Origin of the sequence: Lentzea sp. NPDC042327 (assembly GCF_040647275.1) — a bacterium.
Lineage (GTDB): Bacteria > Actinomycetota > Actinomycetes > Mycobacteriales > Pseudonocardiaceae > Lentzea.
In genome coordinates, this window is sequence record NZ_JBEZBX010000026.1 from 24,854 (window position 1) to 39,632 (window position 14,779).

12 protein-coding genes are annotated in these 14,779 nt (G+C 71.3%); 9 read left to right on the plus strand and 3 right to left on the minus strand.

The window, feature by feature from the left end:
• The first annotated feature begins 112 nt into the window (after positions 1-112).
• Positions 113-1,672, plus strand: coding sequence for a beta-N-acetylhexosaminidase (locus AB0A63_RS38260; protein ID WP_360400873.1), 1,560 nt, complete (start codon positions 113-115; stop codon positions 1,670-1,672).
• A 4-nt stretch (positions 1,673-1,676) separates the two neighbouring features.
• Here the strand turns inward: AB0A63_RS38260 and AB0A63_RS38265 are convergent, their stop codons facing one another.
• Positions 1,677-3,014, minus strand: coding sequence for an aldehyde dehydrogenase family protein (locus AB0A63_RS38265; protein WP_360400876.1), 1,338 nt, complete (start codon positions 3,012-3,014; stop codon positions 1,677-1,679).
• Positions 3,015-3,172: 158 nt separating this feature from the next.
• Between AB0A63_RS38265 and AB0A63_RS38270 the strand changes: the two genes are divergently transcribed.
• From AB0A63_RS38270 to yidC, 6 genes are all read left to right on the plus strand, one after another.
• Positions 3,173-4,567 carry a GAF domain-containing protein gene (locus AB0A63_RS38270; protein ID WP_360400879.1) on the plus strand — a complete coding sequence of 465 codons (1,395 nt, stop codon included), beginning with the start codon at positions 3,173-3,175 and terminating at the stop codon, positions 4,565-4,567.
• A 58-nt stretch (positions 4,568-4,625) separates the two neighbouring features.
• Positions 4,626-5,900 (plus strand): NAD(P)/FAD-dependent oxidoreductase, encoded by a 1,275-nt coding sequence (locus AB0A63_RS38275; RefSeq protein WP_360400882.1) that lies wholly within the window; start codon positions 4,626-4,628, stop codon positions 5,898-5,900.
• Positions 5,878-6,435 carry a DUF402 domain-containing protein gene (locus AB0A63_RS38280; RefSeq protein ID WP_360400885.1) on the plus strand — a complete coding sequence of 186 codons (558 nt, stop codon included), beginning with the start codon at positions 5,878-5,880 and terminating at the stop codon, positions 6,433-6,435. Before AB0A63_RS38275 ends, AB0A63_RS38280 begins: the two co-directional genes overlap by 23 nt.
• The gene (locus AB0A63_RS38285) at positions 6,432-7,019 is read left to right on the plus strand and encodes a uridine kinase (RefSeq protein WP_360401014.1); all 588 of its coding nucleotides are present in this window, start codon (positions 6,432-6,434) and stop codon (positions 7,017-7,019) included. Before AB0A63_RS38280 ends, AB0A63_RS38285 begins: the two co-directional genes overlap by 4 nt.
• 70 nt (positions 7,020-7,089) lie before the next feature.
• A complete protein-coding gene (locus AB0A63_RS38290) occupies positions 7,090-7,374 on the plus strand; it encodes a DUF6412 domain-containing protein (protein WP_360400888.1) in 285 nt (94 codons plus the stop codon).
• A 39-nt stretch (positions 7,375-7,413) separates the two neighbouring features.
• Positions 7,414-8,031 (plus strand): membrane protein insertase YidC, encoded by a 618-nt coding sequence (yidC, locus tag AB0A63_RS38295; RefSeq protein WP_360400891.1) that lies wholly within the window; start codon positions 7,414-7,416, stop codon positions 8,029-8,031.
• On the opposite strand, the gene AB0A63_RS38300 is transcribed toward yidC, so the two are convergent.
• The gene (locus tag AB0A63_RS38300; protein WP_360400894.1) at positions 8,013-9,521 is read right to left on the minus strand and encodes a helix-turn-helix domain-containing protein; all 1,509 of its coding nucleotides are present in this window, start codon (positions 9,519-9,521) and stop codon (positions 8,013-8,015) included. The genes yidC and AB0A63_RS38300 overlap by 19 nt on opposite strands.
• A 201-nt stretch (positions 9,522-9,722) precedes the next feature.
• On the opposite strand from AB0A63_RS38300, the gene pruA reads away from it, so the two are divergent.
• Entirely contained in the window at positions 9,723-11,348 is a 1,626-nt protein-coding gene (gene pruA, locus AB0A63_RS38305) for an L-glutamate gamma-semialdehyde dehydrogenase (protein WP_360400897.1), read from the plus strand.
• A gap of 87 nt (positions 11,349-11,435) precedes the next feature.
• A complete protein-coding gene (locus tag AB0A63_RS38310) occupies positions 11,436-12,359 on the plus strand; it encodes a proline dehydrogenase family protein (protein ID WP_360400900.1) in 924 nt (307 codons plus the stop codon).
• Here AB0A63_RS38310 and AB0A63_RS38315 read toward each other — a convergent pair.
• Entirely contained in the window at positions 12,346-14,766 is a 2,421-nt protein-coding gene (locus AB0A63_RS38315) for a hypothetical protein (RefSeq protein WP_360400903.1), read from the minus strand. The two genes, AB0A63_RS38310 and AB0A63_RS38315, sit on opposite strands and share 14 nt — an antisense overlap.
• Between the last annotated feature and the right edge of the window lie 13 nt (positions 14,767-14,779).

Below are 14,779 nucleotides of genomic sequence, written 5' to 3' on the forward strand. Positions count from 1 at the left end.
CAAGCCTCCGGGAACCGGCACAATTGGTCTGGACCTTGACATCCCGGCCGGGCGCTGAAACCGTGATCCCCAGCGCCGCCGCCACTTCGCTCCCTGCCCTGGAGGACGAGTCGTGGCACGACATCGAGCCAAATCCGCCCTGGCGGCCGTGCTGATCGCCGCATCTGGAGTCCTGGTGACCGGTACCGCCGACGCAGCCCCGCCGCCCCCGCAGCTCGTTCCGCACCCCGCCCAGCTGACCGCGCGTCCCGGCGTCTTCACGCTGTCGCCGTCCGCCAAGATCCAGGTGACCACGCGGCACGCCGCCGCGCCCGCCGAGCTCCTGGCCGACACCCTGCGGCCCTCCACCGGTTTCCGCCTGCCGGTCACCGACCGGCTCGGCCACACCGGGATCGTCTTCGCGGGCGGCGCCGACCGGAAGGTCGGTCCCGAGGGCTACCAGCTCGACGTGACGCCGAGGCAGGTGGTCATCCGCGCCAACACGGCGGCCGGCCACTTCAACGGCGTGGCCACGTTGCGCCAGCTGTTGCCCGCCAAGGCGGAGGCGAAGCGGAAGCAGCCCGGGCCGTGGCAGGTCAGGGGCGCGAGCATCACGGACTTCCCGCGCTACCACCACCGCGGCGCGATGCTCGACGTCAGCCGGCACTTCTTCACCACCGACCAGGTGAAGCGCTACGTCGACCAGCTCGCCACGTTCAAGGTCAACTACTTCCACCTCCACCTGTCCGACGACCAGGGGTGGCGGCTGGAGATCAAGTCGTGGCCCGAGCTGACGAAGATCGGCGGCAGCACCGAGGTCGGCGGCCGCACCGGCCGGCTCTACTACACGCAGCAGCAGTACAAGGACCTCGTCGCGCACGCGGCGTCGCGCGGCATCACGGTGATCCCCGAGTTCGACATGCCTGGTCACACCAACGCCGCCCAGGCGAGCTACGCCGAGCTGAACTGCGACGGCCAGAAGCGGCCGCTCTACACCGGCATCGAGGTCGGCTTCTCGTCGTTGTGCATCAACAACGACGTCACGTACCGGTTCGTCGAGGACGTCGTCCGCGAGGTCTCGGCGATCACGCCCGGTCCGTACTTCCACCTCGGCGGCGACGAGGCCCACTCGACCTCCGACGCGGACTACCAGACGTTCATGGACCGCGCGCTGCCGATCGTGAAGAAGTACGGCAAGACCACCGTCGGCTGGCACGAGTTCGTCAAGACCACCACCGACACCTCCGTCGTCCCGCAGTTCTGGGGCACCAAGACGACCAACGCGGACGTGGCCGCGGCGGCCCAGCGCGGCAACAAGGTGCTCATGTCGCCGGCGAACCGGGTCTACCTCGACATGAAGTACGACAAGAACACCGCACTCGGCCTCAGCTGGGCCGGGTACATCGAGGTGAAGGACGCTTACAGCTGGAACCCCGGCGCGTACCTCGACGGGGTCGGCGAGGCCAGTGTCCGCGGCGTCGAGGCTCCACTGTGGACGGAGACGCTGCGGACGACGGCCGACGTCGAGCACATGGCGTTCCCGCGCCTGCCCGTGGCGGCCGAGCTCGGCTGGGCACCCGCCTCGGTCCACGACTGGGAGCGGTTCGCGCCGCGGCTGGGCGCGCAGGCACCCCGGTGGGAGGCGATGGGCATCGGCTACTACGCCTCCCCTCAGGTGCCCTGGCGCAAGTGAGCGGTCAGAAGTAGCCCTGCGCGCGGTCGGTGTAGCTGACCAGCAGGTGCTTCACGCGCCGGTACTCGGCGAGCACCGCGGTGTTCGCCGGGTACGCGTGGTAGTTGTTCACCCAGACCCGTTCCGCGCGCAGCTCCTGGCCGAGGTGGTGGGCCAGCACGACGTCGCGGGACCAGACGCCGGCGCCGATCTGGGCGGTGGCCTCGTTGGCGATCTTCACGGCGTCGTCGCGGTCGTCGAACCTGGTCACCGACACGACCGGGCCGAGCACGTCGTCGGCGAACACGCCGGAGCGGTGGTCGCCCTCGAAGATCGTCGGCTGGACGTAGTGGCCGGAGGCCTCGCCGCCGGTGACCAGGCGGGCGCCCTCGGCCCTGCCGCGGGCGACGTAGGCGAGCACGCGGTCGCGCTGGGCCAGCGACACCACGGCGCCGACCACCGTGTCGGTGTCGAGGGGGTTGCCGGTGCGCAGCTGCCGGGTGCGTTCGGTCGCGAGGTGCAGCAGCTCCTCGTAGCCCGCGGTCTGGACCAGCGCGCGGGACGGGGCCGTGGCCACCTGGCCCTGGTTGGCCGCGAACATCGCGAAGCCCTCCAGCGCCTTGTCGAGGAAGTCGTCGCGCTGGGCGGTGACGTCGGCGAAGAAGATGTTCGGGCAGCGGCCGGCGACCGCCGGGTGGTCATCAGATCCGGTGATCACGTTCACCACACCGGGTGGCAGCAGGTCGGCGATCACGTCCATGAGCACGTGGACCGACGCGGGCGTCTGCAGCGCGGGCTCCAGGACCACGGTGTTCCCGGCGCCGAGCGCGGGGGCGAGCACGCGGGCGGCGTGCAGCAGCGGGAACGCCCAGCCGAGCCTGCGCTGCACCACGCCGACGGGCTGGTGGGTGCGGTAGTCGGTGGTGCCGCAGCCGAGCTGCTCGACCGTGCCGACCTCGGTGCGGATGACGGCGGCGACCTGGCGGAACTGCTCGATCAGCATCGGGACGTCGTTGACCAGCGCCTCGCGCACCGGCTTGCCGTTGTCCCACGTCTCCGCGACGGCCAGCTCGGTGGCGTGCTCCTCGACCCGGTCGGCGATCTCACCCAGGACCGTGGCGCGCTCCCGTGCCGTGGTGCGCCCCCAGGCCTGTGCGGCACCGCCGGCCGAGTGCAGCGCACGGGCGCGATCGGCGTCGGTGCCGCGCGCGACCTCCGTGAACACCTCGCCGGTCACCGGCGTCACGTTCTCGGCGTACTCGCCGGCGACGGGTGGCACGTGGTCGCCGCCGATGAAGTGGTCGTACCTGGGCCGGTACGCGACCACGCTGCCGGGCTGCCCCGGTGCCGCGTACTGCGTCATTCTCGACTCCCTGCGGAAGATGGCCCACCGATCGCCTGAGGTGGGGGAAATGAGAAAGTAGGCAGCAGAACGTTGCATGCTCGTTGCAAGCCGTGGATGGACCAGTGACCGCCGACCACCGGCAACACGCACTGTTGCTCAGCCGGGTCAGAGATGCCGTGTTGAGTGGCACTCGCACGGCCGATTCGCCACGCTCCGTCATCTCGGCGTCGTGGCAGCGGTCACTCGCGGCCAACGTGAACCCCGACCTGCACACCGCGCCGACGGTGTTCGCCCAGGACGAGCTGCCGGACCTGCGTGAACGGCACCCGCTGCACCCGACGCTGCCGGTGCTGCGCGAGACGCTGCTGGGCTTCGCCGAGGAGGCGAGGCACATCATGGTGGTCGCGGACGCCCAGGGCCACATCCTGTGGTGCGAGGGCTCCCACCCGACCCGCTCCTACGCCGAGGACGTCGGCTTGGGCGCGGGGACGCTCTGGTCGGAGGACGCGGCGGGGACGAACGCGATGGGCACCGCGCTCGCGGTGAACTCCAGCGTCACCGTCCACTCCGCGGAGCACCTGGTGCGCACCTACCACCACTGGACGTGCGCGGGGAGCCCGGTGCGCGACCCGGACACCGGCGAGGTGATCGGCGTCGTCGACCTGAGCGGTCCGATGGAGACGATGCACCCGTCGATGGTGGCGCTGGTGTCGGCCTCCGCCCGGCTCGCCGAGTCGGCGCTGCTGGCCAGGATGAGCGCCCAGGACGAGGAGCTGCGGGCGCGCAACATGCGGCACCTGGTCGCGTTGCGCGGTGAGCCGGGCGCGTTGCTCAGCCCGACCGGCCGGGTCGTCGCCGCCGAGCCGTACGGGCTGGTGCCACCGCGCGTCGACGTGTCCTCGGACCGGGTGCGGCTGCCCGACGGCCGTGACGCCGTGCTGGAACCGCTCGCCCACGGATACCTGCTGCGCGTTCCCCGGCAGCGGCTCGTGCGCCGTTCGGTGCTGTCGCTGTCGTTCCTGCTGCCCGAACCGAAGGTGGTGCTGGACGCCCGCGAGGTGCCGATCTCGTTGCGGCACGCGGAGATCCTGTGCGCGCTGACGGTGCACGGCGGCCTGACCGCCGACCAGCTCGCGTTGCGGCTCTACGGCGAGCGCGGCAATCCCACGACCGTTCGTGCGGAGCTGCACCGGTTGCGCGCGCAGCTGGGCGCCGGCGTGCTCGCGACCCGCCCGTACCGGCTGACCGCGCACGTGGAGGCCGACTTCCTGGCCGTGCGCGCCGCCCTCCGCAACGGTGACGTCCCGCTGGCCGCCTCCCGCTACCGCGGCACACTGCTCCCCCGTTCCGAAGCGCCGGTCGTGCTGGCCGAGCGCGACGACCTGGCGAGCGGTGTGCGCCGGGCCGTGCTGTCGCGCGGTGACGCGAACGCGCTGTGGACGTTCGTCCAGACCGACTCCGGCGAGCACGACGCCGAGGCGATGGAACAGCTGGTCAGGCTGCTGCCGCCGAACGACGTGCGGGTCGCGATCACGACCGCCCGGCTGCGGAGGCTCAACCAGGACGATTGACAAGACTCTCAGCACATGAATATCTTCTCAACTAAGATACTTGGTTGAGGGGGAAGTCATGCGCGTACTCATCATCGGAGCGGGGACCGGTGGCCTGTGCCTGGCGCACGGGCTGAAGAAGGCCGGCGTGGACGTGGCGCTGTTCGAACGCGACCGCACGCCGCGCAGCATGCTGATCGGCTACCGGGTCGGGATCAGCCCGGACGGCAGCAAGGCGCTGCACAGCTGCTTACCCGAGGAGGTGTTCGCCGAGTTCGTGCGCACCACGGCCCGGCCGCCGAAGCTGATCAACATGCGCACCGAGAAGTACCGCGAGCTGCTGGTCGCGGAACTGCCCGAGCAGAGCGACGAGTCCCGCAGCGAGAAGTCGGTGAGCCGCATCGCGATGCGGACCGCGCTGCTGACTGGGCTGGAGGACGTCGTGCGGTTCGACAAGGCGTTCACCCGCTTCAGCCGCAACGACGACGGCTCGGTCACCGCGTTCTTCGCCGACGGCACCTCCGAGACCGGTGACGTGCTCGTCGGAGCCGACGGCGCGCAGTCGAAGCTGCGCAAGCAGTACCTGCCGCACGCGCGGATCTCCGACACCGGCATCACCTCGATCGCCGGCAAGCTGCCGCTCACCCCGGAGAACCTGGCGCTGTTGCCACCGCAGGCGGAACGGGCCGTGACGCTGCTGCACGGCCCGCGCGGCTCGTTCGTGATCCTGCACGTCATGCGCTTCGACACCGCGGGCGTCGAGGACGACTACATCATGTGGGGCTACGCGGCGGCACACGACAAGTTCCCCGAGCTCGACGGGCTGGACCAGGAGCAGCTCAAGCAGGTCGTGCTGGGGATGACGCCGAAGTTCCACCCGAACCTGCGCGAGCTCTTCCGGCTGGCCGACCCGCGGACCGTGTTCCGGATCAAGGTCCGCACGTCGGAGCCGGTTCGGCCGTGGAAGCCCAGCAACGTCACGCTGATCGGTGACGCCGTGCACCTCATGACGCCGGGCCGCGGCATCGGCGCGAACACCGCGTTGCGCGACGCGGAGCTGCTGACCCGCAAGCTCACCGAGGCCCACCGCGGCAAGGACGTGGTCACCGCCATCGGTGAGTACGAGACCGAGATGGTGGAGTACGGGTTCAAGGCCGTGCTCGCCTCGCGTGAGCAGATGGACGGCACCGGCATGCTGCACAGGCCCGTGATCGGCCGGGTCGTGCTCGCGATGTTCCGCACGGTCCTGCGCGTCACGAACGCCGTTCCCGCGCTCAAGCGGCGCATGATGGCGAGGGACGCGGCCGAGCGTGATCACGTAAGTTCGGCGCATGAGGTTGTTCACGCCGGGTGAGGTGGTCGTGCGGCGGGAGGTGCTGCACGGCAGGGTCTGGTCGGAGATGCCGACCAGGGTCGTGGTCGACGAGCCGGGGCTGCTCGCGGTGTTCGTGGAGCCGGGCACCCCGCTCACCTACCCCGAGCACCACCACCCGCACCCGTGGGACCGGCCGGAACGCGGTTTCTGGCGCGGCCACGGCAAGCTCATGCTGCACCGCCCGGACGACGCCTACTCGGTCGACCTGTTCTGGCACGGCGAGGACCGCCGCTTCGGCAACTACTACCTGAACCTGCAGGCGCCCTACCGGCGCACGGCCGACGGTTTCGAGACCCTCGACCACGCGCTCGACTACACCATGGCGCCCGACGGCACGTGGCAGCAGCGCGACCTCGACGAGTTCGAGGAGCAGGTGGCGGCCGGCAAGTACTCCGCGGCGGAGGCCGAGGCGATCCGCGCGGAGGGCGTGAAGATCGAGCAGATGCTGGCGTCCGGTGAGATCTGGTGGGACACGGCCTGGGCGGACTGGGCGCCGTCACCGGGGTGGCGATGAAGGTCCGGCCGCTCTCCCACGACACCCTGGTCGCCGAGATCGTCTCCCGCGTCACCGCGCTGGACGGCCGGGTGCGCGTGCTCCTCGACGGCGCTCCCGCCGCCGAACCGGGCAAGCTCGCCGACGCGCTCGTGGAACCGTTGCGCGCCACGGGCCGTTCCGTCCAGCGCGTGTCCACACAGGACTTCCTGCGACCGGCGTCGGTGCGGCTGGAGCACGGCCGCACCGACCCGTACTCCTACCGGCACGACTGGTTCGACCTGGCCGGTCTGCAACGCGAGGTGCTCGACCCCGCGCTGGACGGCAAGGTGCTGCCGTCGCTGTGGAACGCCGCCACCGACCGGGCCAGCCGCGCGGAGTACGTGGACGTGCCGGAGAACGGCGTGGTGCTGGTCGACGGCACCCTGCTGCTCGACCGGTGGCTGCCCGCGGAGCTGACCGTGCACCTGTGGCTCTCGCCGGGAGCGCTGCGCCGCAAGACCGCCGAGCAGTGGACGCTGCCCGCGTTCGACGACTACGAGCCGGTGGCCGACCTGGTCGTGCGCTACGACCACCCCGACCGGCCGGGCCTCGTCGAGTCGTGACCCCGCCCGGTCCCGGCTCCGCGTGGCGTTCCCAGGACCGCGCCCCTGCCGTGGCCGTACACTCGGGGACATGATGCGGCAGGAGACCAGGAACCGGGCGGTGCTGCTGCTCGCCGTCTTCCTGCCCGCTCTCTACGCGTTCACGCTGCTGTCCTCGCCGACCGAGGTCGTCGCGGCCGTGACCGCCTTGGCGCTCGCGTTGCTCGTCGTCGTCGCGCTCGTGCCGCGGTCGGTGGCACCGGCCCGGTCGCTCGCGATCCGGGAACGCGCCGAACGATCGGCGCAGCTGCGGCTGCGCAACCCCGACGCCGCTGGTCGGCCCCGTCCCCGAGCACCGGGGTGCCGGACGTTCTGACACGTCCCGCACACCCGACTCAAGACGGAGAAATAACCCTTGTTCGCTGACCTGGGCGCTGCCCTGGCGAGCTTCGGCACGCCCGCGCTCGCCATCGTCCTGTTCACCATCGTCGTGCGGCTCGCGCTGCACCCGCTGTACCGCGCCGCCGTGCGCGGGGAGAAGGCCAAGGCCAAGCTCGCGCCGGAGATCCGGGAGCTGCAGAAGAAGCACGGCAAGGACCTGGTGCGGTTCTCGGAGGAGTCGCAGAAGGTCTACCAGAGCAACGGCGTCTCGATGTTCGCGGGACTGCTGCCGATGCTCGCGACGGCCCCGTTCTTCATGGTCGTCTACCAGGTCGTCACCACGCCGAACCCGTTGCTGGAGGGCACGTTGTTCGGCGTCTCGCTCGGCTCGCACTTCACCACCGGCTTCGCGTGGGTGTTCTTCGCGCTGTTCGCGGCGCTGGCCGTGGTGGCGTACCTGACCGTGCGGTGGCAGCGGTCGCAGCTGACCGCCACGCCCGCGCCGGGGTTCATGACCGGGCTGGTGAAGGTGCTGCCGTTCGGCACGATCCTGGTCGCGGCCTACCTGCCGCTGGCCGCCGGGCTGTACCTGCTCACCACGACGACGTGGACGATCGCGGAACGGGCGCTGCTCTACCGCATCCTGAGCTGAAGCTGGGCGATCAGGCGCACCAGCGGGTCGTCCAGGTCCAGGTCGATCCGCCGCAGCCGGTACCGCAGCGTGTTCGGGTGGACGTGCAGCCGGTCCGCCGCGGCCCGCACGTCCCCCAGCGCGTCGAGGTAGGCGAGCAGCGACTTCGCGAGCTCCGGGTCCAGCGCGTCGATGCGGGGGTCGCGAATCCTCGGGTTGTCCTGCAGCAGCGCGAGGATCTCGCTCACCAGCACCTGCGAGCGCACGTCGGCGAGCGTGGCGACCTCGGCGTCGAGGTCGCGGGCCATCGCGTCGAGCACGCGTTCGGCCTCCTGCCGCGACACCCGCACCTCGTCGAGCGTGGCCACCGTCGAGCCGACCGCCGCCTGCACCGCCGTGTGCAGGTGGCGGCGGGCCGTGGTGACGATCTCGCGGGTGAGGTTCAGCAGCTGCGCGTTCGGGGCGAGGTCGGGCAGCAGCACGTAGGTGCGGCCGCCGGACTCGCTCACCAGCGCGCTGCGCCGGTACGCCGCCGCGTGCACGGAGATCAGGCCGGTCATCTCGGCCCTGCGCAGCTCGTGCTCGCTGCGGTCGCCCTCGGCGCTCCTGAGCGCGAAGACCACCACCGCGGCGGGTTTGCCGGGGTCGGCGCCGATCTGGCCGGCGACGGTGGCCGCGTCCATCCGGCCGGTGAGCAGGGCGGCGAGGAGGTTCTCCCGGAACCGGGACGTGGGCTGGTTGCGCTGCTGGATCAGGTGCGGGGCGGTGACGCGGGCGGCGCCGAGCAGTGCGCGTTCGGCCTGGGCGGTGAGCGGCTGGTCGCCCTCCTGCACCCAGATCGTGCCGAGCGGCTGCGACCCCGCGTGGATGCCGACGGCGATGCGGCGGCGGATGCCGAGCTCGGGGCGTTCATCGATGCGCACCACCTCCTCGCCCGACCGCAGCAGGTTGTAGACGCCCCACTCGCGCAGCATCTTCAGGTACGGCTCCGGCCCCTGGCGGCCGAGGATCGACAGCCGGCGCAGCTCGTCGACCTCGTCGGACGACCGCGAGTAGGCCAGCACGCGGCTCGCGGTGTCCTCGATGCTGACGATGCCGCCGGTGAGGGTGGCGATCGTCTGCGCGAGCGCGAACAGGTCGCCGAGCACCTCGCCGTCGTCGGTCGTCGTCGTGAGCACGCCTTTGGCCAACGACTCCAGGTGCGCCCACCGCACCTCCGGCCTGACCTCCAGCAACGCCACGCCCGCGTCCGTCGCCGCCTGTTCCAGCGCCGGCGAGCTCTCCTTCACGGCGACGGCGGCGGCCTTCGCCCGTCCGGCAGCCCTGACCAGCGGCAACGCCGCCCGGCCGCGTGCGCCGATGACCAGCGCGAGGTCCCCCGCCGCCACGTCCGGCGGGTCGTCCGGGTCCATGATCACGACGTCGCGCACGTCGACCTCCAGGCCGTGGGGCGCGACCTGCAGCTCGACGAGCGGGTCACCGAGCGCGATCAGGATGTGCCGCAAACTCATCCCCGCCCCCACCCCCGCCGCTCCTGCTGCTCCGGCACGCGGGGGCCCCGCGTTCCCTCCTGGGGTACGAAAACTCCCCGCGTGCACTTCAACACTGTCGGATCGTACATCTGAACTGGTGAAATTTGGTTGGTCGGACAACGGATGACGGCTTGACCGGACTTACGGTTGGGGCACCGACGATTCGACGAGGAGTTGCGAGTGGACGCGGTCACCCAGGTTCCCGCCCCGGTCAACGAGCCGGTCCTGCAGTACGCCCCCGGCACCCCGGAGCGCGCCGAGCTGCAGGCCAAGCTGACCGAGCTGCAGAAGGAGCCGCTCGAGCTGACGCTCACCATCGGTGGCGAGCAGCGCATGGGTGGCGGCGAGCGGTTCGACGTCGTCCAGCCGCACAACCACCGCTCGGTCCTCGGTACCCTCGCCGGCGCGACCCAGCAGGACACCACCGACGCCCTGCGCGCGGCTCGCGAGGCCGCCCCTGCGTGGCGCGCGATGTCGTTCGACGACCGCGCGGCGGTCCTGCTGCGCGCCGCCGACCTGCTCGCCGGTCCGTGGCGGCAGACGCTGAACGCCGCGACCATGCTCGGCCAGTCGAAGACCGCGATCCAGGCGGAGATCGACTCGGCCTGCGAGCTGATCGACTTCTGGCGCTTCAACGTGCAGTTCGCCCGCAACCTGCTGAGCGAGCAGCCGATCTCCTCCCCCGGTGTGTGGAACCGCACGGACCACCGCCCGCTGGAGGGCTTCGTCTACGCGATCACGCCGTTCAACTTCACCGCCATCGCCGGCAACCTGCCGACCGCGCCCGCGCTGATGGGCAACGTGGTGCTGTGGAAGCCGTCGCCGACCCAGTCGTTCGCCGCGCACCTCACCATGCGGCTGCTGGAGGAGGCGGGCATGCCGCCCGGCGTCATCAACCTGCTGCCCGGTGACGGCTTGGCCGTCTCCGAGGTCGCGCTGAGTTCCCCCGACCTCGCGGGCATCCACTTCACCGGCTCCACCGCGACGTTCCAGAAGCTGTGGGCGCAGGTCGGCGCGAACATCGCGAACTACCGCTCGTACCCGCGGATCGTCGGCGAGACCGGCGGCAAGGACTTCATCCTCGCGCACCCGTCGGCCGACCCTGACGTGCTGCGCGTGGCCATGATCCGCGGTGCTTTCGAGTACCAGGGCCAGAAGTGCTCCGCCGCGTCGCGCGCCTACGTGCCGCGCTCGGTGTGGAACAAGATCAAGGACCAGTTCCTGGCCGAGGTCGAGGCCCTGACCTACGGCGACGTCACCGACTTCTCGAACTTCGGTGGCGCGGTGATCGACCGCCGTTCGTTCGACAAGCTGTCGGGCGTGCTGCAGGCCGCGCGGGCGGACTCCTCGCTGGAGATCGCCGCCGGCGGCACCGCGGACGACTCGGACGGCTTCTTCGTCCGGCCCACCGTGCTGCTCGGTTCCGACCCGTCGAACTCCGTGTTCACCACCGAGTTCTTCGGCCCGGTGCTCGCGGTCCACGTCTTCGAGGACGCCGACTACGCGACGGTGCTCAAGCAGATGGAGAGCGCGGCGCCGTACGGCCTCACCGGCTCGATCATCGCCCGTGACCGCGCCGCCGTGGCGCACGCGCAGGAGGAGCTGCGGTTCGCCGCGGGCAACTTCTACGTCAACGACAAGCCCACCGGTGCCGTCGTCGGCCAGCAGCCCTTCGGCGGCGGCCGCGCGTCCGGCACGAACGACAAGGCGGGGTCGGTCCACAACCTGCTCCGCTGGGTGAGCCCGCGCTCCATCAAGGAGACGTTCGTGGCCCCCACCTCCCACCTCCACCCGCACCAGGGCTAGACCAGGCCCTCCTGGGTGAGGGGAACGTCGTTGCGCCACAAGCACTTCGACGTTCCCCTCACCTCTCACACCCCGAGGACGTGAACCATGTTGCGCTCCAGCCTCCTCCTGGCGTCCCGCAGCGCGGGTACCCGCAAGCTCGTCGAGTCGACGCCGCTGACCCGGCCCGTCGTCGAGCGGTTCGTCGCCGGTGCCGACGTCTCCTCCGCGATCCACACGACCGCCGAGGTGCTCGGTGACGGCCGCCTGGTCACGCTGGACCACCTCGGTGAGGACACCGTCGAGGAGTCGCAGGCGAACGACACCGTCGAGGCGTACCTGACGCTGCTGGCGCAGCTGGAGCGGCACGGGCTCACCGACGGCGCCGAGGTGTCGGTCAAGCTGTCGGCCGTCGGCCAGTCGCTGCCGGTGGACGGCGAGAAGATCGCGCTGGAGAACGCCCGCCGCATCTGCGCCGCGGCCGCCGTCGTCGGCACGACCGTGACGCTCGACATGGAGGACCACACCACCACCGACTCGACGCTGGGCATCCTGCGCGAGCTGCGGGTGGACTTCCCGTGGGTGGGTGCGGTGCTGCAGGCCTACCTGAAGCGCACCGAGCAGGACTGCCGCGACCTCGCGCACGCCGGTTCCCGCGTGCGGCTGTGCAAGGGCGCCTACCAGGAGCCTGCTTCCGTTGCGTACCAGGACAAGCACGACGTCGACCTGTCGTACGTGCGGTGCCTCAAGGTGCTGATGGAGGGCGCCGGCTACCCGATGGTGGCCTCGCACGACCCGCGGCTGATCGCCATCGCCGCCGACCTCGCGTCCGCGCGGTCGAAGGACACCTACGAGTTCCAGATGCTGTACGGCATCCGGCCGGAGGAGCAGCGGCGCATCGCGTCCGAGGGCAACCGGATGCGCGTCTACGTTCCGTACGGCGACGAGTGGTACGGCTACTTCATGCGCCGGCTCGCCGAGCGCCCCGCCAACGTGGCGTTCTTCGTGCGGTCGCTGCTCACGACCAGCTGAGCGCGCTCTCGGCCGCGGCTGCCGTCTCCAGCGCGAACTCCAGCTTCGCCTCGTCGCCCACCTCGCGTGCGATCCGCACCGCGCGGTGGGCGAGCCGGAGCGCCTTGTCGACCTCGAACCCGGTCTCCACGCACAGCCTGCTGTAGATGGTGAGCGCGTCGGCGTACCCCGGCTGCTCGTCCAGCTCCGGTCCGAGCAGGTGCCACAGCACGATCGCGGTGTGCGCGGTGTTCCTGGCCTCCTCCTTCCGTTCCGCGGCACGGAGCTTGCACGCGTGCTGCTGGAGCGCGGCGAGGTGGGCGACCGGTCCGGTCTTCGGGATCAGCACCCGCCACACGCCGAGCGCGAACTCCGATGCCCGCAGCGCGCGGACGTGGTGGTCCGCTTCGGACAGTGCGCGGACCACCGGTTGCAGACCCGGCGCCAGTTTCGTGCCGAAGAAGTCGATGAGCTGCGACGGCAGGCGGTCGCAGATCTCCAGGAACTCGTCCGCGTGCCGCAGCGCCTCCTCGTGCCGGTCGTGCAGCAGCTCCTGCTCGGTGAGGACGGCGAGGGCGAGCACCAGGTCGACCTGGTTCCACACGAGATCCCGTGCGACCAGTTCCCGGTGCACCGCAACGGCTTCCTCCGCCGCGTGCAGGTCGTCCGCGACGTGCACCACGGTGAGCAGCGCGGTGCCGAGGCCCTTGCGGTCGTCCGTCTCGCGCCACAGCATCACGGCCTCCTGGGCGACCAGCCGCGCGTCCGGGTCGCCGAGTTCGTGCACCGCCCTGCTGTACCGAGTCAGCGCGTCCGCCAGCTCCGAGCGGAACGTGTCGGGGTTGACGACCGCGAGCCTGCGGAACAGCTCGACGGCCTCCCGCAGCGTCTCGCTCGCGGCCTCCGCGCGGCGCAGGTCGGTGAGCATCACACCGGCCATGGCGAGGTTGCGGGCCAGCTCCGGTTCGAACCGCGGGTCCTCCTGGGCGAGCACCCGCCAGTTCGCGATGGACAGCTGCATCGACTCGGCGGCGTGCTGCTTCTCGCCCTCGGCGTGGAAGCGGCGGGCCATCGCGGCGGCGACCCTGGCGTAGTCGCCGCGGAACAGCGAGGGGTGGTTCTTCGCCAGCTCCTGGAAGAGCAGGGTGGCGCGGCTGAGCGCCGTCATCGCCGCCTCGTCCTGGTGCAGCGCCTGGTAGCGGTAGCTGATCTGCTCCAGCGCGGACGCGAGCTGCGGGATGGTCTCCGGGTCGTCCTCCGCGATCTCGCGCCACAGCCCGATGGCTTCCTCGGAGACCTGCAGCACCTCGTCGCGGCGCTGGGCGTTGATGAGCCGCAGGCCGAGGTCCCCCAGCGCGTCCGCGAGCAGCGGCCGGTTCTCCGGGTCCCGCCGCGCCAGCTCCCGATAGCACTCGACCTCCTGGCGGGAGGCCTCGACGGACTCGTGCCGCAGCCCGCACACCATCGTGCGGGCGCTGAGCATCCCGTACATCTCGGCGCGTTCCAGGGTGTCCTCGGCGCCCTCGATCAGCCTGCGGGTGAGCATCGACGGGATGGCGTCGGTGGCGAACCGCTCGTCGCGGAAGAGCTGGCGGGCCAGGTGCTCCGCCGTGGCGCGGGAGCCGATCTCCGCGGTGATGCGCAGGCTGTCGCGGGCCATGTCGCGGACGACCTCCGGGTGCTCGGCGACGAGCCGGTCGAGCCGCGGCCGCAGTGCGGGCCAGCGCAGGGCGGCGCGGGCGAGCAGGTCGGGGTCCGGGGAGTCCGGGGTGGCCACGGCGAGGTAGTCCTCGGCGATGCGGCCGGTGCGCGGACCGCTGTCGCGCCGGAGGAGCTGGCGGACGAGCTGGGTGCGGTTCACCTCACACGGGTCGCCGTGCACCGCGGTGAGCGCGGCCATGTGCAGGTCGAGGGTGGTCTCGTCGGCGATGTTCGGCGGTGGTTCGTCGGGTGCGGTGACGCCGAGCTGCTTGGCGAAGTGCTCGCAGGCGAGGGTGAACGACTCGGCGCGGTCGGCCGGGCTCGGCGGGAGCGCGAGCTCGGTGACCTCGTGGTCGAAGTCGGCGACGCGCTGGCGGGTCGAGGACCACCACCAGCCCGTGATCCGGCTCGCCAGCAGCACCCTGGTGCGCTGCGGGCCGTGCCGCAGGGTGTCCTGGAGCTGCTCGAAGACCTGCTGCCAGGTGCGGCGGTCGGCGTCGTCGAGGACCAGCAGCCGCCCGTGCGCGTCGTCGTCCCACAGCTCCGCGAACCGCTGGAGCAGCCGGGTCTTGCCCGCGCCCGCCGGGGCGTGCACGAGCAGGGACGCCTGCGGGACGGGGCTGTCGCGCCACGCCACGAGTGCGTCGAGTTCGGGTTCTCTGCCGTGAAAGGGGACCACCTGGTGGGTGGGGTCCAGCAGTGCGGCGACGCTGAGTGCTCGATCCACGGCTTCATAGTCG